General features: G+C 38.3%; 18 protein-coding genes and 1 pseudogene. 1 reads left to right on the plus strand and 18 read right to left on the minus strand.

Annotated features, from left to right (window positions below):
* Positions 1-289: 289 nt before the first annotated feature.
* The 6 genes from brnQ to GJU41_RS19290 all read right to left on the minus strand — a co-directional run bounded on the left by brnQ (position 290) and on the right by GJU41_RS19290 (position 7,366).
* On the minus strand, positions 290-1,609 hold the full coding sequence (gene brnQ / locus GJU41_RS19265; protein ID WP_070875135.1) for a branched-chain amino acid transport system II carrier protein: 1,320 nt from the start codon (positions 1,607-1,609) through the stop codon (positions 290-292).
* A gap of 436 nt (positions 1,610-2,045) precedes the next feature.
* Positions 2,046-2,714, minus strand: coding sequence for a DUF4352 domain-containing protein (locus GJU41_RS19270; RefSeq protein ID WP_154319272.1), 669 nt, complete (start codon positions 2,712-2,714; stop codon positions 2,046-2,048).
* A gap of 92 nt (positions 2,715-2,806) precedes the next feature.
* Positions 2,807-4,207, minus strand: coding sequence for an alkaline phosphatase (locus GJU41_RS19275; RefSeq protein ID WP_070875133.1), 1,401 nt, complete (start codon positions 4,205-4,207; stop codon positions 2,807-2,809).
* A gap of 171 nt (positions 4,208-4,378) precedes the next feature.
* Positions 4,379-5,572, minus strand: coding sequence for an MFS transporter (locus GJU41_RS19280; RefSeq protein WP_070875132.1), 1,194 nt, complete (start codon positions 5,570-5,572; stop codon positions 4,379-4,381).
* Positions 5,573-5,576: 4 nt separating this feature from the next.
* Entirely contained in the window at positions 5,577-6,623 is a 1,047-nt protein-coding gene (locus GJU41_RS19285) for an ArsR/SmtB family transcription factor (protein WP_083328091.1), read from the minus strand.
* Positions 6,624-6,820: 197 nt separating this feature from the next.
* The gene (locus tag GJU41_RS19290; protein WP_070875130.1) at positions 6,821-7,366 is read right to left on the minus strand and encodes a GNAT family N-acetyltransferase; all 546 of its coding nucleotides are present in this window, start codon (positions 7,364-7,366) and stop codon (positions 6,821-6,823) included.
* Between the two features lie 346 nt (positions 7,367-7,712).
* Between GJU41_RS19290 and GJU41_RS19295 the strand changes: the two genes are divergently transcribed.
* Complete coding sequence (locus GJU41_RS19295; RefSeq protein WP_154319273.1) at positions 7,713-8,057, plus strand: cyclic-phosphate processing receiver domain-containing protein; 345 nt, start codon at positions 7,713-7,715, stop codon at positions 8,055-8,057.
* Between the two features lie 69 nt (positions 8,058-8,126).
* Here the strand turns inward: GJU41_RS19295 and GJU41_RS19300 are convergent, their stop codons facing one another.
* From GJU41_RS19300 to GJU41_RS19345, 12 genes and pseudogenes are all read right to left on the minus strand, one after another.
* Complete coding sequence (locus GJU41_RS19300; RefSeq protein ID WP_070875128.1) at positions 8,127-9,539, minus strand: YcdB/YcdC domain-containing protein; 1,413 nt, start codon at positions 9,537-9,539, stop codon at positions 8,127-8,129.
* A gap of 170 nt (positions 9,540-9,709) precedes the next feature.
* A complete protein-coding gene (locus GJU41_RS19305) occupies positions 9,710-10,678 on the minus strand; it encodes a cell wall-binding repeat-containing protein (RefSeq protein WP_070875127.1) in 969 nt (322 codons plus the stop codon).
* 872 nt (positions 10,679-11,550) lie between these two features.
* Positions 11,551-11,838 (minus strand): annotated as a pseudogene (locus tag GJU41_RS25085) (IS1595 family transposase); the annotation flags it as partial.
* The gene (locus GJU41_RS19310) at positions 11,790-11,960 is read right to left on the minus strand and encodes a hypothetical protein (RefSeq protein WP_154319274.1); all 171 of its coding nucleotides are present in this window, start codon (positions 11,958-11,960) and stop codon (positions 11,790-11,792) included. The pseudogene GJU41_RS25085 and the gene GJU41_RS19310, both read right to left, overlap by 49 nt.
* A 146-nt stretch (positions 11,961-12,106) precedes the next feature.
* Positions 12,107-12,238 (minus strand): hypothetical protein, encoded by a 132-nt coding sequence (locus GJU41_RS25285; protein WP_263596929.1) that lies wholly within the window; start codon positions 12,236-12,238, stop codon positions 12,107-12,109.
* Positions 12,239-12,437: 199 nt separating this feature from the next.
* Complete coding sequence (locus GJU41_RS19315) at positions 12,438-12,962, minus strand: GNAT family N-acetyltransferase (RefSeq protein ID WP_154319275.1); 525 nt, start codon at positions 12,960-12,962, stop codon at positions 12,438-12,440.
* 7 nt (positions 12,963-12,969) lie between these two features.
* Positions 12,970-14,046, minus strand: a complete 1,077-nt coding sequence (locus tag GJU41_RS19320; RefSeq protein WP_070875124.1) for a serine hydrolase domain-containing protein — start codon at positions 14,044-14,046, stop codon at positions 12,970-12,972.
* A gap of 212 nt (positions 14,047-14,258) precedes the next feature.
* Positions 14,259-16,013 carry a M3 family metallopeptidase gene (locus GJU41_RS19325; RefSeq protein ID WP_154319276.1) on the minus strand — a complete coding sequence of 585 codons (1,755 nt, stop codon included), beginning with the start codon at positions 16,011-16,013 and terminating at the stop codon, positions 14,259-14,261.
* A gap of 272 nt (positions 16,014-16,285) precedes the next feature.
* Positions 16,286-17,671 (minus strand): sensor histidine kinase, encoded by a 1,386-nt coding sequence (locus tag GJU41_RS19330; RefSeq protein ID WP_070875122.1) that lies wholly within the window; start codon positions 17,669-17,671, stop codon positions 16,286-16,288.
* Positions 17,668-18,342 carry a response regulator transcription factor gene (locus GJU41_RS19335; protein WP_070875121.1) on the minus strand — a complete coding sequence of 225 codons (675 nt, stop codon included), beginning with the start codon at positions 18,340-18,342 and terminating at the stop codon, positions 17,668-17,670. The genes GJU41_RS19330 and GJU41_RS19335 overlap by 4 nt, the downstream gene beginning before the upstream one ends.
* A 68-nt stretch (positions 18,343-18,410) precedes the next feature.
* Complete coding sequence (locus GJU41_RS19340; protein ID WP_070875120.1) at positions 18,411-19,088, minus strand: ABC transporter ATP-binding protein; 678 nt, start codon at positions 19,086-19,088, stop codon at positions 18,411-18,413.
* Position 19,089: 1 nt separating this feature from the next.
* Positions 19,090-20,127, minus strand: coding sequence for an FtsX-like permease family protein (locus GJU41_RS19345; RefSeq protein WP_070875119.1), 1,038 nt, complete (start codon positions 20,125-20,127; stop codon positions 19,090-19,092).
* Positions 20,128-20,885 lie beyond the last annotated feature (758 nt).

Here is a 20,885-nt window from a genome sequence, read left to right on the forward strand (position 1 = left end):
TTCCGTTCATTCCATACATTTCCTTCTCTATAATGTTAAAAGACAAAAGTATAAGGGTTTAGATGGATCGCCCTATCAGCTGTTTTTTCGTCCGGAGAAAAATTAGAACATAAAACAGCAGCCCCCTGCTTCCTTCCGGCAATCAGCTGACTAGTGCGCTGATTCCTTTAAAAAACAGGGGGCTGTGATTTAGATTACTATTCCTCTGATAGCACGACGCTTGGCAAAAAAGAGTGTCTCAATGGGAACGTTCTTTTATGAAAACGCCTGAATGGATCTACTATTCCTTTTAAGCCGGAACACTTGAAGTCTTTCTTTTGCCGAGGATGAAGCCAAGTGCAATTCCAATGACTGCAGGAATGAGCCAGCCGATTCCCTCTTGGTAAAGAGGCATTGCGCTTAGAAGCGGACTCCATCCTTCAGCCAAAAATGTTTTATTTATCGTATCAAGGATGCTGAAAAGTCCAACGAGCGCAACAGTTGTAACATAGATATAAGAACTGTTTTCAATATACTGATGGATGAGCGCCAGGAAGATCAGCACAATCGCAATCGGATAAATCATGCCCAGAATTGGTACGGACACATTTAAAATTTGGGTTAAACCCAGATTTGCAACAGCTGTGCTTGTCAGACAAAGAATCAGAACCCATGCTTTATAAGGAACTTTCGGTACTGCACTTGCGAAAAACTGGCTGCATGAAATGACAAGTCCAATAGAGACGCAGAAGCATGCAAGGGTAAAAACAATTCCCAAAATGAGTGTTCCGCTTTGCCCGAACAAATACCCCATTATGTTTGTTAAAATCTGTGCGCCGTTTTCTGATTGTCCTAAAGATGCACTAGTAGCACCCAGATAGCCCAGGATGATATAGATGCCAGTAAGTAAAATTCCTGCGCCTATTCCTGCTGAGATCATATAGCGCGAGAGCTTTTTATCATTTTCAACTCCCTGTGCACGAATTGTATTTGCAATCACAATTCCAAAGGCAAGAGCAGCTAGGGCATCCATTGTTAAGTATCCATCTAAGAAACCTTGGAAAACGGGACTGTTTCCATAATTTCCTGTGGGAAGTTCAAAAGAACCAATAGGAGTGATCAGGCTTTTCGCTAAAATAATCACAATTAGCGCAAGCACAATCGGCGTAAGCAGTTTACCGAACAAATCCACAAGCTTAGATGGTGACATGCTCAGCCAGTATACTAAGCCAAAAAAGAGCAGCGTGTAAATGAATAACGCTGCAGGGCTGCCTGCAAAGCCTTCAGGAAGAAATGGAGCTGCACCCATTTCATAGGCAAGACTTCCTGCTCTGGGTATGGCTAGTCCCGGTCCGATAGAAATATAAATGATAAATGGAAAGATAAGAGCAAATAGCGGGTGTACACGGGAATTCAGTGTATGAAAACTTCCTGCCTTGGCAATCGCCACAACCCCCAGAATCGGCAGTCCTACAGCAGAAACAATAAACCCTGCAAGTGATGGCCACATGTTATCTCCCGCAGCCTGTCCGAGAAAGACCGGAAAAATTAAATTTCCTGCCCCAAAAAACATTGAAAATAGCATTAAACTAATAAAAACAAGCTGTTTCCCAGTAAATTCCTTCTTCATGTTAAAACTCCTTTGATGTAGTAGTTCCTATAAGGAAATAGTCTTAAAAAATAATAGTTCAAAGTATATCAGCTAATAAATTGATTGACTAGTTCATTTTTTCAGTACACTTTTCAGGCTAAACAAAAAACCTTTATATATTAACGTTGTATGCGTTTACTTTCTGCTGATAAAATTTCTTCCATAAGAAAACTTTTTTTCTGGTCAGCGCTGATCAGCGAAACATCCAACGGTGGTATTTTGCGAAACCGAAACTTTTGTTGGCGGAAAATTTCATCTTTTTAGCCATTTTTGAGCATCATCTAGCCATATAGAAGATTTTTTTAGATGACCGTTTTTTTGACTTAGCCAAACATCCTCAAATCAAATTTTTAGCCGAAATCTTCCATTGGCAAATAAAAAAAGACAATACAAACTTCGTATTGTCTTTTAGGGACTATTCAAATTCAATGTTCAATTCCTGAGCTTTAGCTGCTACCTTTTGTTTATCATTCAGAAGATCACTCGTCAAAATCTTAATACTTTTGACCTCTTTGTCTGAATGATCCAGGATAAAACCGACATTCCCCTTCTTAGAGCTGTTTGCGGCAAGCTTGCCATTTAACTCCTCGAGATAAATATCAGATTCCCAGTCTTTGTGCTCGCCAGTATTTGTTTCAAGAACAGCGATTGGAGAAAAATAAACGGGCTGATCCGAAGTATTCTTGATTTCAATATTCGCTTTTACAATGTCAAACGTTTCTTCATGTGTAAACGTGTGAAAGAAATCGATCATGCTGTAATCCGGTGTATGCTCAATGATTTTAACATCGTGGACAATCAGTTCGGCATCCCCGACTTTGTACGTTTTGTTGACATTCTTAATTGCCTTCAGTTCTGCTGCACCTTTGGCGTCTTTATAAGACTGACCGACTTCAAGCAGCTTGCGGTCATCCGTAATTTGAGGATTTGGAACGTAGACATCATTTGAGGTTTGTTTATCTGAAGTGGTTTCAGAAACCTTTTCTTTTTCTTCTTTGGCTGCGTCTTCAGGTGTTGAAGAAGCTTGAGCTGAGCACGCGGAAAGAATAAGGGTTAATGATAAGAGCATCCATAGTTGTTTCATTGGTAATCCCCTTTCTCCTGGAGTGAGTGATTAGGCAGTAACAGATCTGACAAACATTTCTTTGTCAGATCCATACTGTCCCTGAGTAAATCTTATTTCTTTTTGTTTTTCTCTAAAATGTCAAAGATAATTTCTGCATGGTCTGTATTGTCTTTTTGGCCTGCAAACATTTCTGACCCTGGTCCGTATGCAAATACAGGAACATCTTCTCCTGTGTGTCCGCCAGTAGTCCAGCCAGTGTTTGTACGCTTGTTAAAAATAGCTTCAATTGCGTTGTCCACTCGCAAGATGCCTTTATCTTTATCTGCTTTTCCTTCTTCAGCAGCCTTTTTAACAGAATTAATTTCTTCTGCTGTAAGCTCTAAATCGATGTTTTGCTTTAATGTTTTTTCTGCATCTGCACCTTTAGCGACAATTTCATTAGCCATGAAATCAGGTGTGCGCTTAGCTGCTTTAATCGGCTCGCCGAACCAGTTGTAGACACCGTCAGCTCCGATTGAATATCCGCCTGTTGAATGATCAGCTGTAGCTACTACTAGTGTATGCTTGTCCTTTTTAGCAAACTCGATTGCTGCTTTGTATGCTTTTTCGAAGTCCTGCATTTCACTCATAGCTGCAACGATATCATTGTCATGACCTGCCCAGTCTACCTGGCTTCCTTCAACCATAAGGAAGAATCCGTCTTTGTCCTTGTTTAATCTCTTCAATGCAGAGCTCGTCATATCTTGCAATGAAGGTGTTTCATTGTTGCGGTCGATCATTTTCGGCATACCGCCTTCAGCAAACAATCCAAGCACCTGCTCATTTTTATCCTTCAATAAATCTTCCTTATTAGTTACATAGCTGTATCCGTCTTTTTTAAATTCTTCTGTAAGATTTCGGTCACCGCGGATGAAGTTGCTTGAGCCGCCGCCAAGCATGACATCTACTTTGTGCTTGCCGTTTATCATCTCATCATAATAATCATCTGCTAATGAGTTCATGTTTTTGCGGCTCATATCATGTGCCCCAAACGATGCCGGAGTGGCATGTGTGATTTCAGAGGTTGCAACAAGGCCTGTTGCTTTTCCTTTTTCTTTAGCAGATTCTAAAACTGTTTTAAGTTCCGTTCCATCGTTGTCTACTGCAATTGCTGCATTGAACGTTTTGTAGCCCGTTGACATTGCCGTTGCTGCCGACGCTGAGTCTGTTACATTCTCTGCAGGATCTTCCGGATATGTCATTTGATTGCCAACTAAATACTTATCAAATTCCGTCCGTTCAGCCACCGGAGTTTTAGGATTATCCTGTAAATAGCGGTAGGCAGACGTATAAGATACACCCATTCCATCACCGATCAGAAAAATAACATTTTTAATTTCGCCCGGTTTTTTTGAAGCTGCTTCAGCATGATTCGCTTTCGCTTCAGGAAAACTTCCAATCAAACTGCCAGCCACGACTGCAGAAAGAACTGCCACAGGGATTACTTTTTTACCTAGTATTCTATTAAACAATGAAACGACCTCCCGATAGAATGGTTTGTATTAATCTCAATTACAAGTCTAGTGGATTTTCATTAAGGAAGTTTATAGCAAATGTAAAGTCTGGATGTCCGTCATTTACGGAAAATTTACAATAAAGACAAAGAAAACGGCTTCATTTTTAACAAGGAATCTGTTTCCTGCTTACAAACTCCTTTGAACCATGTTTCTTTTCTTCAAGGATGTAAGAATGGCAAGTCCTACGCCTGATACCGTGCATATCAGCAGCCCTACAGATAAAAACAAAGCAGGAATCCCAAATTGCGCAGCGCAAAAAGTACCGTACATGATTCCCAGCGGAGCTGCCGCTTTTGTTAACAAAAACCTGATAGACAGGACTTGTCCCAGGATCGAATCCGGCACCAGCCGCTGATAAAGCGTGGTGCTGTAGATGTTCCAAAAAGGCATGACAGTCCCGGCAATGACTTCTATTAAAATAGCAATCCATAAATCACTGATGACACCTAATGCTAAAAATGTGCACCCGCCAAGAAAAATGGCCGATGTCATGACTAGATATAAAGATTGTTTTGGCTCTCTTATTTTTGCAGCCGCATAGCTCCCTAAAATGTAACCTAATGGGAATGCAGCCGCGAAAAATCCATATTCAAGTGTGGAGCCGCCAATTGTTTCTACTATGTATGGAATATACATCGTCTGCGTGGCAAATACTCCAAAACTGGTAACGGTGATAAAACATCCTAAAACAAGGAGAATTAGATGCTTGCGGTAAATATGTATTCCTTCTCTAAATTGAATAAGCCAGGAATTCTGTTTCACTCTTGCAATCGATGGCTCTTTAATTTTCATAATCATGAGATAAGAAATAAGAAACATCATTGAAATACATAAAAGCGCCTCCTGATTATGGACAGCCGTTAAGATCAAACCTGAAGCGGGAAGAGCAATAAACCTCATCAGCTGTACCCCGCCTGAGAGTTTCGCATTCACCTTAACGAATTCATCATTTTTAACGAGCTTAGGCACCAGTGCTGCAGCAGCCGGGTCATAAACTGTGATGGAAGTTAAGAATGCTGTTAAATAAAGAAACTCTAACTCAAAATGATCAGTAATCAGCGTCAGCCATAAAAGAAAAAAAGCTGAGAACCTTATTGATTCTGAAGCTTTCATCATAGTTGTTCTTAGATAGCGATCAATATATGGACCCGCTAAAAATTGAATCAGCAGCTGGCCGGCTATACTCACCAGCCAAACTCCTCCCATCGCTAACTTCGAGCCTGTTTCAGCGTAGACAATCCATGAAATCCAAAAAGTTCCGAATGTGCTTGCGAATGTTGAGAGCAGTTGATTATAAAAGAGTACGGAAACATTTTTCATCCATTCAGCTCCGTTCAAAAAAAGCGTCAATTTGAGATTCAATACCTTGTAAAGCATTTTCTGGTACTGAATAATAAGCACCGGTTACTTTCACCATACCTGCTGTCCGCAATAGGGATAAATGGTGATGAACGGTAGTTTTGCCCATTCCAAGTAAAGCTGTAAGCTCCTTAAGCGTTCTCTCTTTTTCGGATAGGAGCTTCATGATCATCAGGCGTTTTTCATCGCCAATCGCTTTCAGCCGCTTTACAAGCTGTGCAGGAGGCTCGTAAGGATCTGATGTTTCATTCAAACTCTCATCACTGACTGGATAATAGAAAACCTTTGTTTCTTCTAAATTAGCCTGTATCGTCCAAGGACGATAAATGTACTGCGGTATCAGCAATACTCTTGTAATGCCTGCCTCGGGCTTGTAATCCACCCCTGTCGCATGAAGAACAATCCCTTGAGGACTCTGATTTTTAAACCAATTTTCTTTTTGCTTTTGATCACGTTCAAGAATGCTGCAGATTTCTGATTCTTGTTTTTGTAAAAATTCTCTGTACCAGCCGTTTGTAATTTCTATAAAATGGTTTCTAAGTTCTTTTAAGTCACAGCTGCCGATATAATGAATCATTTGCGGAAAAAAGGCGTGACCTTTACAGGCAAGGATCATCTCATTTTCAGAATCTCCATCTCCTTGGGAAGCCTTGATACGGTTTACTTCTTGGGTTTGATCCAAGTATGGAAGAATCAAATATTTCAGCTGCTGATCAGGGAGATCCACAATAAATCCATAAAACTCTTTTAAAGAAGTAAAATTCTGAGCGTGCAAAAGCTGAAGCAGCATTTTCCACGTATTGTGTTCCTGACAGTATTGGAGCTCCGCGCCAAGATGTTCAGATAGATTCATTCGAATATAATCCAAATCCTGCTTAGACTTATCCAGCTGGTCATGCAGCTTTGGATACGTAATCATGGCGATGCCAAGCACGCATTCAAATAATATCGAATGCTGCAGTTCAACTTCATATGATTTTCTCTCAAAGGATGTATTTAATAGGTTCATCATTATCAGCTCCTTACGTTTATTCTAAATATATTGAACAATGAATTCAATATATTTAGAAAATAATGATTTATCTAATCAGTATTGAATCTCTACTTTACAAATTTAGAACGTAAAAAAAGCTCAGAGCGATTCGTTCTCTGAGCACCAAAATGCATTTGGGTATAATCATTGCTTACAGGTTATGTCCCGTAATTTTTTCAGCCATTAAATCTCCCCATCAAAATCGTATTATAGTAATTTCCATCAGATAACACTTTATCTTTTTTTAAGATGCCTTCCACTTCAAAACCAAAAGCTTCATATATCTTTATTGCTTTTTCATTGGTTTCGAGAACATTTAATGTCATTTTCTTTATATCATTTGAATCTGCCCATTGAATCGATTCTATTAAGAGGTTTTTACCAATCCCATATCCCAAGTATTCTTTTAATACGCATACTCCAAATTCTGCTTTATGAGAAAACCGTTTTAATATATTTCCTTCACATCTAGAAAAACCGACAATTCGATTATCTGCGCAAGCAACTAAAAATAAGTTTCTGCTGCTTTCTGTATCCTCTTTAATGATTTGCTTAAATCCTGATTCATTTATGTAAGCCTCGCCTTTTTCTCTATCTAAATGTTCTGTCTCGCCGTCTATCTGCAATCTTACATCAGATAAATTTTTAGCATCTTCCTCTGTTGCAGACCTTATAGAATAATGTAAATTATTACAGTAAAATTCTTTTTTACTTACTCTCAATCCAATGCCCTCCTAAAGAAAACTAAATCGTTTTTTTCTTCGATTCATAATCTCATTCAACAATCATATCTTGAAAAAGCAGTCCTTAGTTTCATGCAGTTTCCAGATTCCCAGTATACGGCTGATGATGTACCATTTCATGAAAGGAAGAGCCGTTTACCTGTTGCGGAAACCTTAATAAAGTATTTTTTATTTCGTGAGTTTTTTACAACAATTGGCATTGGATAGCCTGTTCTGACAGCTTTTATAAACTTAGTCATCTATTCAGATTATACTGGGTCCCCTGTGATTAGATGGAAAGTATGTTACACTTAAATCAGGTCAAACTTGATCGGAGGAAATCATCATGCAAATTAGTGTCTTCTTAGATGATTACCGAACTTGCCCAAGCGGATATATCTTGGCAGAAACAATAGATCAATGCATTAGCCTTTTGCGAAACAACTGTGTTGACCATCTTTCATTGGATCATGATCTTGTGAGCAAAACAAGAAATGGACTTATGCTCGTCGAGTACATGGTTAAAAATCACCTTTATGCTAACCGCATCACGATTCATTCCGCAAATGCAGTCGGAAGCAAAGCGATGTACAGGCATCTAAAAAAAGCACAAGAAGATTTTGAAATGCCTAAATCTATTAAAGTCATCTTAAAACCAATGCCCCTTCATTCTATTGCTGCCTGCCGCTAACAGGCGACTTGAAAAATATAGCACATTTTTGAGGTATTACTTAAAAACTGATGCCTCTTTTTAATGCCTTTAAAATCCTTTTTCTACAATAAATTCTCCATCCTTTGCATCAATAAAAGAAAGATTTCCTTTAAACAGGGGATAGACGGGCTTATAAACGAGCTGATAATAGCTTTCTGAATGATCCTTATATTCTTTGGTCCATTGCTGTTCAACTTTGAAGACGGATGAAAATAGTTCAATGGCGTTCTCTTTTGATATACCAGGATTCCGATTTACTGATATGAGAAGCTTCGGTTCCACCTCAGGTCCAAGATAGTGTGTAATCTTTCCAGTTGTTCGGTTTACATTGATTCTGGCCGTCCCATATCTAACAGAGATACCATAGTGAATAAGATCAAATTGAAAAAGAGCTCTTTCCTCATCACTTTCTATTTCCTGATCCATCATGAAATAAAGATGAGCATTAGGATAAATGGCATTCAAAAACTGAACTGCTGTTCTTTCACATTCTTTTATGCTCAGTAATTGATTTCCTGAAGTTTCATAAAAAGAAACGAAACCTAATAATTTCCCGGTTTCTTTATCACGCTTTACTTTTATCGTATTTTCATTTCGTTTGTTAAAAAAAGTCATGATGCTATCATCTGCCGCAGCTGGTTCGTCCCCATCTTTTCTATAAACAAGTCCGATCGCATCCCCTAAATCCTGCTCACGAATTTTTGTAAAGTCTGCATCTAAATTTGTTAATACTTCCGGGGAGCCTAAGAATTCAAACTTAGACAAATTTTTATAAGCTGGTTCTGGTTCTGGTTCTTCTTGTTGGTGCTGTTCCCTTAAAACCTTTAGACCTCCATCTGCCGGCACCTCATAAAAACGCAATTCTGGCTCATACACTAAGTGAGGAAGGTTATCTCCATTTTCATAGAGTTCTTCATTAAGGCTGACTATCATCAGATTCATTTGTATGTCTTTCAGAAATTCACCTCTGACTTTTTCTTCAGGCTGCAGGCATTCCGGAAAAACAATGTGTTCAGCTGCCCCATCATAATGGAACTGCATGATTTCACCGTATTCATTAATATCTATGTAAAAACCGGTAAATGGCAAAGGCAAATCCAATTCCATCTGGATATACGAAACTCGAAGCCTTTCTTCTATTTTTTGAACACGCTCTTCCTTAAACTTACTAATGACACCAGGATAATGAATCTCAGTAAATTGTAATGCTTTTTTTATTAAGTCCTCTTGATTTAAGATATCGCGCAGCATTTCTTCAGTTGATTTGTCTTTTGTAAAATCAATCAGCTGCCCGTTTCCATCAAGCTCAATCCAGATTCCCATATCTTCTTCATCGGGATGCTTCCAAGCAAAAACAGCCCTGGCTCCATCCTCAGAATAATCTTCTATCTCAAGCTTATATTCACTTGGAATCACACAAATCTGCCTTGCTTTCTTTTTTAAAATATCCTTCTTATGCATTTCCTTCTCCTTTATAAGAGCGCGAGTCTTTTTACTTTAATTACGAAGGGAAAGCAAGAAAAGTTTCATAGAATGAATAAAAAGATTCCGTCCACAGGCCTATTATTTCAGCAGAGTGCAGAAAAAAGCCCTATCTCTAATTTAGAGCAGGACTTTAAAATTTCATTGTATTATTTGAACAATTTTTCGATCGTGCTGTCAGGAAGAGCTTTTTCTCCGCCGACGATGAAGTATTCTTCTGCTAAATCAGCATAATCCTGGATGGTTGCCTTAGTTGCTTGTGCTGGATTAGATGGATCTGTTAGAACAATTCCATTTCCCCATACTGCAGCCAATGCAGATGCTGAAAGAGCATCTGGGAAGTTTTTGCCCGTAGCAATAAATGGTGCATCCATCGCAAATAATTCAATGTCATAGCCGAAGTCAATAATTTCCCTGTTTGTTTCATATCGATCGGCTCCGCTTAATCGAAGCGGGTCAGGCAGTGAATGTAAGACTTTGTCTGAAACTGCTCCAGTTCCTCCTACAACAATTGCTCCCTCTGCATTTGAGGAATTAACAAAAGAACCGACAGATTGAGGAAGTTCTGTTTTCTTAGTCAGAAGAATCGGCCACTGTGCTTGAGCTGATAGAGGCGCCACTGAAAGAGCATCTGCAAAGTTCTCTCCTGAAGCTACTACCAAGCCATCTGTTATGCCTACTTCTTGAGCAATTTTTACAGATGTTTCATAACGGTCAATGCCGCTGATTCGCGTAACGGTTTGAATACCCATTGCTTTAAGTTCTTTTTCAACATTAGCTGAAATAACAGAAGCTCCGCCAATTAGGAATACTTTACTTACTCCTAAGCCCATCAATTCTTCTTTCACACTTTCTGGTAAAGAATCCTTTTCTGTTAACAGTAATGGCGCTTCATATTTATAAGCAAGCGGTGTAGCACTTAAAGCATCAGGAAAAGCACTTCCAGTTGCAATTACTGCAACTTCTGATTTGTCCCATCCCTCAAAAGAAATATTAGCTGAAGTTTCATAACGATCCAATCCTGAAATACGGTATGTATCCGCAGTTCCTGCTGCACTAGCTTGTCCAAATGGAAGGCTGAGTACTAATAATGCTGATAATGCAAGTGACTTTTTCATAAGATCCCCCTAAGTTATATAATCTACCAAACTCCTAAATTATAATGAATTCTTAGTCATTATGTAATCGCTTTTTTACAAAATAAGGAAACGGCATAAGCTATTTTTTTCGTCAAATATCGACAGAAATAACTAACTGTATTTTATTATAAAAAATTATGTTTTTCACTATAATCAAAACGCTTACAGACTTCTCAATTATAGTGTAAATGTTCTTTAAAAAATAGGCTATGTTAAATTCTAATGTTGATTTTTGACCATAAGAAAACCACCTTTGTGAAAAGGCGGTTAATTGAGTTATCGTACCCGTCGCACAATAATAAGCTATAATTTTGAACCACACCATGGACAAAAATTAATTCCTTACTTGAAGAGCCTCCATCATGAATTATCAATCCGTATTTATTAAACATATATATATCAGTATTTCATTCCTCAAAATAGTATTCGGAACAAATAACTTAGCTTGAACGAAACAAGATTATTCGAGTCATGACAGGCACGATTTACTATTTCTCCAGATAATTCTTCAACCCATCCAAATCCTTGGCACAAATTTTTCGGTATGTGCCTGTCATTAGTTTACTAACCAGTTTTGCAATTCCAGTCATCCCTTTAATTTCACCGCGTAAAGTAACCTCTGTAGCATTCCCTAATTCTTTAATTGAATATGTATAAAAATGTTCCCCTTTACCGCTTGTCCCTTTTGAACCGTCTATATAGAGCTGAATTTTATTAGGCTCCAGACCCGTTACTTTTAATACTTCCGCCCCTGACTTTTTAACTCCTTAATTGGAAAACGTGCCTGTCATACTCCGAAACTTGGTAGTTTGAATACAAAAAGTTTATTAAACAACCCTGCCCGTTAGAGCTTAACAAGAATAAGCAGAAAGCCGAAGTTTGGCGTTCGTGTCAGTAACCGTAAACAGGCATGACTTAACCAACATATTCTTCTTATTCGATGAAGAGTTCTCATATTCCTTGCTGTCTATATAACGAAACCAAGCCAAATAATGTTGAAAATATTTGGTTGAAACACCATTGAAGCGGTCCATCCATTTCTTCAAGCGGCTGTGGTTGCTGTTCACGTTTTGGATGTGGTACACGCCTTTCACCCGTTGTTTTCCATCGGACTTGAATCGGTAATGAGGCAAGCCTTTTCGTCAATTGCTCGAACGGGAGCCGACACACCATTGGTTCGGGATTGCAAAAAGAAGATAAGTTCCTGCTTACCCTTATCGTCTAATGTATCAGCAAGCTTTTTTAGCTCTTTTACATCCATAGACAAATCATCTCCGAATCGAATTATTATCTATATTACAGAACATTCGTTCGTAATTATCAAATATGAACATTAAGGTTTAACATAGCCAAAAAATAAAAGAGACTGCATGCGCAGCCTCTCGAATACTATGCTTCTTTAGATTGTCAGTCGTTCTTCTTCTGCCCGCTTCTCGCACGGTTTCTGTCTAATTCAGCCGCATATTCCTCTTGCGTTTTACCCTGTTTTTGACTTTCGGATTGAATTTTTTTGAATTTGTTATCATTTAAGTCTGGCATGTTTGCACCTCCTTATGACAGGAATATTTTGTGCTGCTGCCATCAAATTTATTCCAGTCCTAAGAAATTCATATAAGCTCTCCACAATCTCCTGAAGCTTTATTCTGCCATGGGGATCATAAAACAAAACTCAATATAATGCCAGCACCAGCAAAAACAAAGATAGAACATAAATCTTACCTTTTCAGTGTTTTCTCATTTATGAACACGTTTTATAATAAACAACAGTCGTATCCAGTTTTCCTTCTGCTGATTCAGCGTAGTAAGGGATTCTGCCACATTCGTTATAACCAAGTGAGGGGTAAAGCTGATTGGACACATCGCCTTCTCTTGTATCAAGAACTAACAAAGATCTCTTTTCCTGTTTAGCACGCTCTTCAGCTTTTTCCATTAATAATCGGGCGATCCCTTTTCTTCGATAGTCCGGATGCGTGATGAGCTTAGCAATTTCTGCCCGATGGCGTCCATTTGGCTTTGTGCATAAATGCAGCTGCACACTGCCTGCAACTTCTTGATTCACTTTCGCGATTAGTAAAATTACACTTGGTTCTAATACAGTTTCCCAATATTCTTTTGCCTGAAAAAGGGTCATAGGCGGAAGAAACCCTATTGATGCGCCTGCCTCTACTGTCTTAATTAATAGATCAGAAAGCTGGTCAATATTCTCATCTACCGTTATTAATTCTGCAATTTTCACTTCGTATGACAGCTTAAACCCCTCCATTCTTCTTTTATTTTATATGATGATTTTGAATATTCAAATTTCCAAAAACCAATTCGTCAATGATTTGTCCCACCAAAGAGTCATTTTGCGGCTTTCCAGGATCAGCATTGATCATGACGGCGATCCCGCTTTGCATCCTCGGATAAGCAATCAGCATACACTGAAACCCGACTCCCCATCCTTTTGAGACAAAATATGGTCCTCTTTCATCCTTGAGGAGAAATACACCCAGGCCGGCAGCCTTCTCACTTCCAAAACCCGTTAACATCAAACAAGCCAAATCTTGTTCCAGGATTGAATTCTTTTCCCCGATCCAAGAATCCGTAACCGCGAGTGCTAATTTCGCCAAGTCAGATGGTGTTGACCATAGACCAGAGCCTGCCGGATACGGATAATATGCCCGCTTTCCTTCAACTGTGTTTCCATTCCTGCTATGTCCAGCAGCTGCATTTACATGAAGTGTTTTTATTTGATCATAATAATTCCAATAATATGTATCCTTAAGACCCAAAGGAGACATAACCAGCTGATGCATCACAGCGTGAAATGATTCTCCAGTCACATCTTCTACAACTTGCTCAATTACACAATAACCTGCATCTGAATAGGAAAACTCACTTTCCGGAACATAAGAAACTTGAAGAGGCTGAGGATGGTACCGGGTTATCCCTTTAAATATATCAAGCATAGTTGGAAGAGGATCCTGCTCCTGATACATGTCAAAGCTGCCTATTGGATCTATAAAGCCTCCTTGATGTGAAAGTAAGTTCCGAAGCGTCACCTTTTTTTGCTTTGTAAATTGATTTTCAGGAATATGCCATGAAGTTAAGTAGTTGTTTACATCTTCTTCTAAATCCAGCATCCCATCCTGTACTAAACGCAGTATACCGATGGCAGTGGTCATTTTGCTGATGGAGCAGGCATGAAAAAGAGTGCTTGAAGTAACCATGTTTGAAGTGCCTGCTTCTCCTACCCCATACCCCTTGCTGAAGGCTATTTTTCCTTCTTTGAAAATTGCCAGCGCCAATCCGGGGATATGATGCTGATCCATTTTTGAATGTATATTCTGCAGGTTTAAACTCATTTTATCATCTCCTTTCTTTTTCACATCTTGTTCCAATTTAAATTTAATTTGGTTATTGCCTTGCGAATTTATAACAGAGAAAATGCCCGAGGAATACAAAAAGTCCTCTGATTTTTAACTCCTAACCTATAATAATTATGTTGGTTATTCCGAAATCGCCCTCAATTGTATTGAATAAGCTTCTGGCTTAATCACTAACATTCAATTGCAAATCATTCACTACCTAAATTTTTATATTGGTTTATATCTTTTATCAAACTCAGGATTGATCTTTGCCAAAATTCAGGCTGGGTGAGATCTAAATTAAAATGTTTTTTTATTAGCTGCTCAAGCGGCAGCATTCCTGTTTCACTTAAAAATTCTTGGAACTTTTTGCAGAAGTCGCCATTGCCTTTAGATATTTCCAATAGACCAATACTTAATAAGAAACCAAAAGAATACGGATAATTATAAAAAGGAACATCAGCTTGATAAAACTGTCCATATTTAATCCACACGTATGGTTCATATTCACTCAACCCATTGCCAAATGCTTTTTCCTGACTTTGCAGCGAAAGGTTTTCCATCTGCTTTACATCTATCTGTCCATTTTTCCTGCACTCATAAAAGGCGTTTTCAAATAAGAAAGCTCTTCTAATAGACATTAGATAATTTAGACCTCGTTCAATCTTCCATCCAAGAATTGCTTTTTTGATTGACTCATCTTGTGTGTCTTCAATGACATAATCAATAAATGCAGTTTCAAAAAAAATAGAAGAGGTTTCCGCCATTGTCATTTCGAACGTTTCTTCTGAAAAACGCAGGGAAGGAGCAGCTTTCATTTGTTGGAAATGCCAAGCATGCCCAAGCTCGTGTGCAAGTCTTCTGGCACTGTCTATGCTATTATCATAGCTTAATGAAATTCTTGACTGACCTTCTGCAAGAAAGGGAGCGCAGAAACCGCCAAATGGTTTTGTTTTACGTTGTTCTGCATCTACCCAACCTTTTGTAATTACCTCTTTTATGTATTCGGAAATATTGCTGTCAATAGTTTGAAGAGACTTAATGATTCCTTCAATAGCCTGTGAGAATGTAAATTTAAGAGACACATCCTCAGGAGTACTCATCAATTCATGCCATGTAAGTTTGTCTTTCTCTGCATCATTGGCTTTTATTTTTAGAAACTCAGAAAGTTCTTTTGATTTGCAATCTACTGCATCCCACATGGCATTGAGAGTTGTGCTGGATATCCCATTCAATTTTAGAGATTCATCAAGGTAATGAACATTTCTTATTCGATTTTCATTAAGCCTTAGTCCAACCATTTGATTATATATAGATGCAAACACGTTTGCCTGTTTTTCCAGAGAATGGTTTAGTTCCTTAAATATAAAGGGTCTCTTTGATGAATCGGAGTGTGACATTGCTAAATGATTGGCCTCTCCAAAAGTCAATTCCTTTTCTCCATCGCCAAGATTCATTCTAACTTCTAAATTATTTCGTATTTGTTCATATACTTCTTGCATACAACTTAATGTTTCTCTCGCAAAACTAGATCTATTTTTTTCCTCTTTACTTACCCTTTTGCCTTTAAATATATCTGTTATTAATTGTTTTTCATTAATACTGTTAGCCCATTCATCAAATTCTTTATCACTCATCTTGTTTAGCGTTTCTTGCAAATGAGACAAAATAGAACGAACTTGAGATTTTAAGGTTGAAATGCTGCCATTAATAGATGTTAAGAGGGAGGGTTCTACATTTTCCGTTGTTAAGCAATAATAAAACGATTCAACTGATTCAATCTGTTTGATTATTTTTGAAAGAGTCAGTAATTCGTTTTCTTTTAAGCTATTTGATCTAGAATATGTCTCTAAATCTGTTAATTTTTCTTTGATACTATTTATGTGGTTACTTAATTTTTCTAGATCGAATCCGTACAATAGGTTATTTAAACTCCAACGAGTCTGAGAATTGATTGTTTCCATTTCCCCTGCCCCCCCATTTAAATTAGCAGCTTCCATCCAATTATTTCAAAACAAACCCTCAACCTCAATCATTATTTTCAAAAAAAGAAGCCTATCTTTTTACAGATAAGCTCACTCATTGTTTTATCTTGCAAACTATTACTGCTTCACTGCTTGTAATAGTTATTTTCTTGTTACTTCAAAGGTTTTATATTCCTCAAAGTAGTCTTTATAGATAACTATTTCATTTTTAAAAAACTTATATTGTACAATTAAACATCTCAATGCTTAAACTAATATCCCCTAGGTAAAGAAATAGTGATGGAAGTCCCTTTTTGCGGTTCACTTTCAATTAAAATACTGCCTTGATGCAAGTGAATAATCTCTTTTACAATGGAAAGGCCAAGCCCTGTCCCTTCTGTTTTTCGGGTTCTTGCTTTATCTGCACGATAGAACCTCTCAAACGCCTGTTTCTTCTCTTCCTCAGACATTCCAATCCCCTCGTCGCAGATCATGATGGTAACCTGATCCTCACGGCTATTTGTTTCGATGTGGATGCTGCCGCCTTGTTCACTATACTTAACGGCATTACTAATAAGATTTTCCCAAACTGTTAGAAGCAAGGCCGCATTTCCTTTTATTTTTTCTGCTTTTAAAGAGTGTGAGAGGCTCATCTCTTTTTCTTCTAATTTCCACCTGTACCGGTTAATCGTGTCCAGCCATTGTTTATTGATTGAAACCATTTCCTGGTCTTGAAGAGCAAGCGATTCATCCAAAACGGTTAATGCCAGCAGCTGTTTGGTTAATTCAGAAAGTCTGGACGTTTCTTGTTGAATGATGTTCTGATAAGCAATTTGTTCTTCTTTTGTCACATCAGGCTTCTTCAATAACGCAAGGTAGCTTTGAATCGTATGCAGCGGTGACTGAATATCGTGCGAAACATTATTGACGAACTCTTTCCTTTTAGTCATCAGCTGTTTAATTTGCAGGCGCATCGCATCAAAACTTTCAGCTAATTGACCAATCTCATCTCTGCGCGAAATGTTAATCGGTTCATCAAACGATTCAGCAGCCATTTTTTTCGTCACATTGGTCAAGTGAGAAATAGGATGGATTAATTTCCTGGCAGCGATAATCATGCCAAAAATGCTTAAGAGCAGAAGGCCAATCGCAAGACCGCCAAATAATAACCGAAGCTCACCAAACAGCATTCCGATGTTCGGCCGAATAAATAGAGCATAGTTTGTTCCATCCGCTTCCACCTGCACACCGACTGAATTTTTCAGCTCATTTGCAAAAAATCCAGTCACAAACGTTTCTCTCGGGTAGTCTCGCATTCCATGATAAACTTCACCATGAATAACAGATGAAATGACTTCCTTTGGCAATGTTTTATCCCGGTACTCTCCCCCGTAGAAAGAACCGCTTCCGCTTTGATCCTCTATATAAAGCTGATAGCCTGCTGAACCGAGCATTTTTAAAGCATCACTCATCTGATCAGAAGTCAAACCCTCTAAGTATGCGGACATCTCAGATGCAATCGCTGCATTTTTCTTGTCATTTTCTTTTTTCAAAAACTGGTGATAATACGTATTCATCACAAAAAAGGATGTGAAACTGCTGATGATCATGGTAATGAGAGTAAACCAAACGAATTTCAAGTAAAGTGAATGGGTCATGTCAGCTCCTCCAGCTTATACCCGACACCGCGGACTGTTGTAATTCGAATATCTGGTGCCTTGCCTGCAAGCCTGCTGCGGATTCTTTTAATATGAACATTGACGGTCTGGTCATCTCCTGAGTAGTCGATCCCCCACACACTTTCAATTATTTGTTCGCGCGTAAACACATGATTTGTGTGTGATGCGAGAAGGCGAAGGACTTCAAATTCTTTAAGCGGAAGCATCAGCGTCCCGCTTTCCGTCTGAACTTCATAGCTTCTGCGGTCAATTTTAATGGAACCAATTCTCAGAATCTCATCCTGGGGTTTCTGATATCTTCTTAAAATAGCTTGTATTCTATATAATAATTCTTTGAATTCAAATGGTTTTACGACATAATCATCTGAACCTGACTGAAATCCTTTTTCTTTATCTTCAATGTGATGTCTTGCTGTTAATAAGATAACCGGCACCTCGCAGAACCTCTTCATTTCTTTTGTTACTTCGAATCCATTCAAACCAGGCATCATAATGTCTATTACAGCTAAGTCGACCGCCGTTTCATTTATTAAGGAAAGAGCTTCTTTCCCTGAATAGGCAGGGATTGCATCATACCCTGCACGGTTTAACTCAATCAGGATATATTTCACCATATCCTGATCATCGTCCACTACTAAAATTCGTTTCATGTTCTCTTCCCCTCATAATTAAAACCTATTGCCTTTAATATCGGCAGCCTTTTTCAAAAGATACCTATCTAATTAAAAACCATCCCGTCCCTCATTGTCACGACGCTGTCTGCATATACTAGCATTTCTTCGTCGTGAGTAACCATCAGGGTTGTAATCTTCATTGTTTTTGTTAATTGTTTAATTAACTTCATGATATCGTTTGATCTTTTAGAATCAAGGCTTGCCGTAGGTTCATCTGCAAATATGATTTTTGGTTTATGAATCAAAGCTCTCGCTACTGCTGCTCTCTGTTTTTCTCCTCCTGATAAAGATTGTGGATAGGCATCCTTACGATGATACAAATCTGTCAGTTTGAGAAACCGTTCTGCTTCGTTTCTCTGTTCCTGTTTCTTAAGCTTTGTTTCAGAGAGGCTCAGCATAAGCATAAGCTGTTCTTGGACCGTAAGAAAGGGGACCAGATGGGAGGATTGAAAGATATAGCCAAACTGATTGGCTCTCAATTTCCTGATTTGGTCCTGACTCATTTCAGTTACATTTTCCCCTTTAAAAAAGATACTGCCCTGTGTCGCACGCTGCAGCCCGGCCGCAATTGTCAAAAGCGTACTCTTCCCTGAACCTGACGCTCCTACTAATGCCGTTATTTCTCCTTCATTAAGTGATAAACTGATCCCTTTTAATACCTGTTCTTCTGCTTCTCCATTCATGAACGCTTTCTTCACATCATTCAGCTGGAATATTGTCATTTTACCCTTCCCCCTGTTGTATGGCTTTTAATGGTTCGACTTTTTTTATTTGAATACCTGATAAAGTAGCCCCTATGAACCCTACTGCAGCGAAAACGAGTGATAGCTGAAGACTGGTTTCTGCCGGCAAATAAAATGGCAGGCCTTCAGGAGCAACGCTTTCTAAAACTTGACTTAAAAGAACGGATATACTTAGAGAAATGAGTGTGATGATGATCATTTGACTCCACATCATGACAAATAATGATCTCGTTTTCATCCCAATGGCTTTTAAGATTCCGTACAATCCAATTTTTTGAACATTCATCATGTAGAAAAAAATAGTGAACAGCATGCCGCTTATCACAATTAAGAACCATGAAATCATATTTAAGGACAGCTGTTCCGCGCTGTAGCTTGGTATTGTGCTGAGAAATTCATCATTTGTAAATGACTGAAGTCCGGAAAAGGATTGTATCTCATCATTCATTGGAAGAAAGATGAATTGCATCTCATTTTGCCTGAAGATTTCTTGATAATCTTCTTGATTAATAAAAGCTGCAGGTGCATGGCTGAATTTTTTATGATCTGCAAACCCCTTTACAATGAGTTCTCCTTCATATTGATTGTTTTTTACCTTATCTCCTATCTTCACTCCTTCTTCTTTTAAGGAACGATCTACAATAACTTCTCCTTTTTGGACCTCGTCAAAAAATGGCGATTGAGCTGCTGCTGTCACAAAGGCCACGCTATGCTGCTTATCTTGATTATCGTTTATAAAACCAATTTGGATGGCAAGAGCAGCTGCATTTTTATTTTCCGCAAGGATCTTTTCCTCGATCTCTTTATCAATCTTAGAAGCGAGATAATTTTCTTCCGCATCTGCATTCATGTAAAAATGACCATCAGGCAAATCTTTTATCAGTGAGGCATTATCTTGGGACAATCCATTTGAAAGCCCAGATATCATAAACGTCAGAAAACTCACTAAAAAAATAATGGATCCTAAGATGAGAAAACGAGCCTTGTTCTTTTTGATTTCCTTCCATGCCAGATTCATTTTCCTTCCTCCAATTCTTCTTGTTAAGAAAAGTATAGGAGACCAAGGTGAACAAAAGATGAACGGGAGATTACAAAAAAAGATTTTTTTCGATCGGGTTCCGTTTTGAGAGGGAACATCAGAAATCACACGGTATTTAACAGCCGGAATAGCATTAGAATTAGTACACTAATTCAAAACCGATTTTAGCGGTGTTTTTCAAATAATAAAGAGACTGGGACGTAACGATAATCTCCTGAATGAAAGCCGAACATTGAATAGTGCGAAAACCATTAAAAGAATGGGCTATTTCCGCATAAATTGTTGTTTTTCATGATAAATAATGTCCGTTCCTTGCAGCGAGAGGAACTTGCTTTCCGCGGGGAGCAGGGGAGCCTCCTCGGCGTTGCCTGTGGGGTCTCCCATTTTGCTCTATTTCCCGCAGGAGTCAAGTTCCTTCCGCTACAATCCACTTAAGGTTTCTAACATTTAGTACTGCAGCAACAATATTTATGAAAAGAGCCAAAGAAAAAAATCCGTACTAATACGAAATTCAAGTTGGAATTTCACATAATAGTTCGGATTTTTCTTTGGCTGAAAACCTTTTGTCCCAGCCTTCAATAAGTTTTTCAGTTATAGCTGCCGATTGTTAAAAGAATACTTTAATAATTATTAATGAACATTATTATTTTTTGCAATGACTAATTAGACTAACTTTTAAGAAAGTTAATTGTTTTATATTTCAAAACTTCTTTTAGGAATATTTGCTAAAATGGAAA

The organism is Metabacillus idriensis, from assembly GCF_009674765.1.
Taxonomy (GTDB): Bacteria; Bacillota; Bacilli; order Bacillales; family Bacillaceae; genus Bacillus_P; species Bacillus_P idriensis.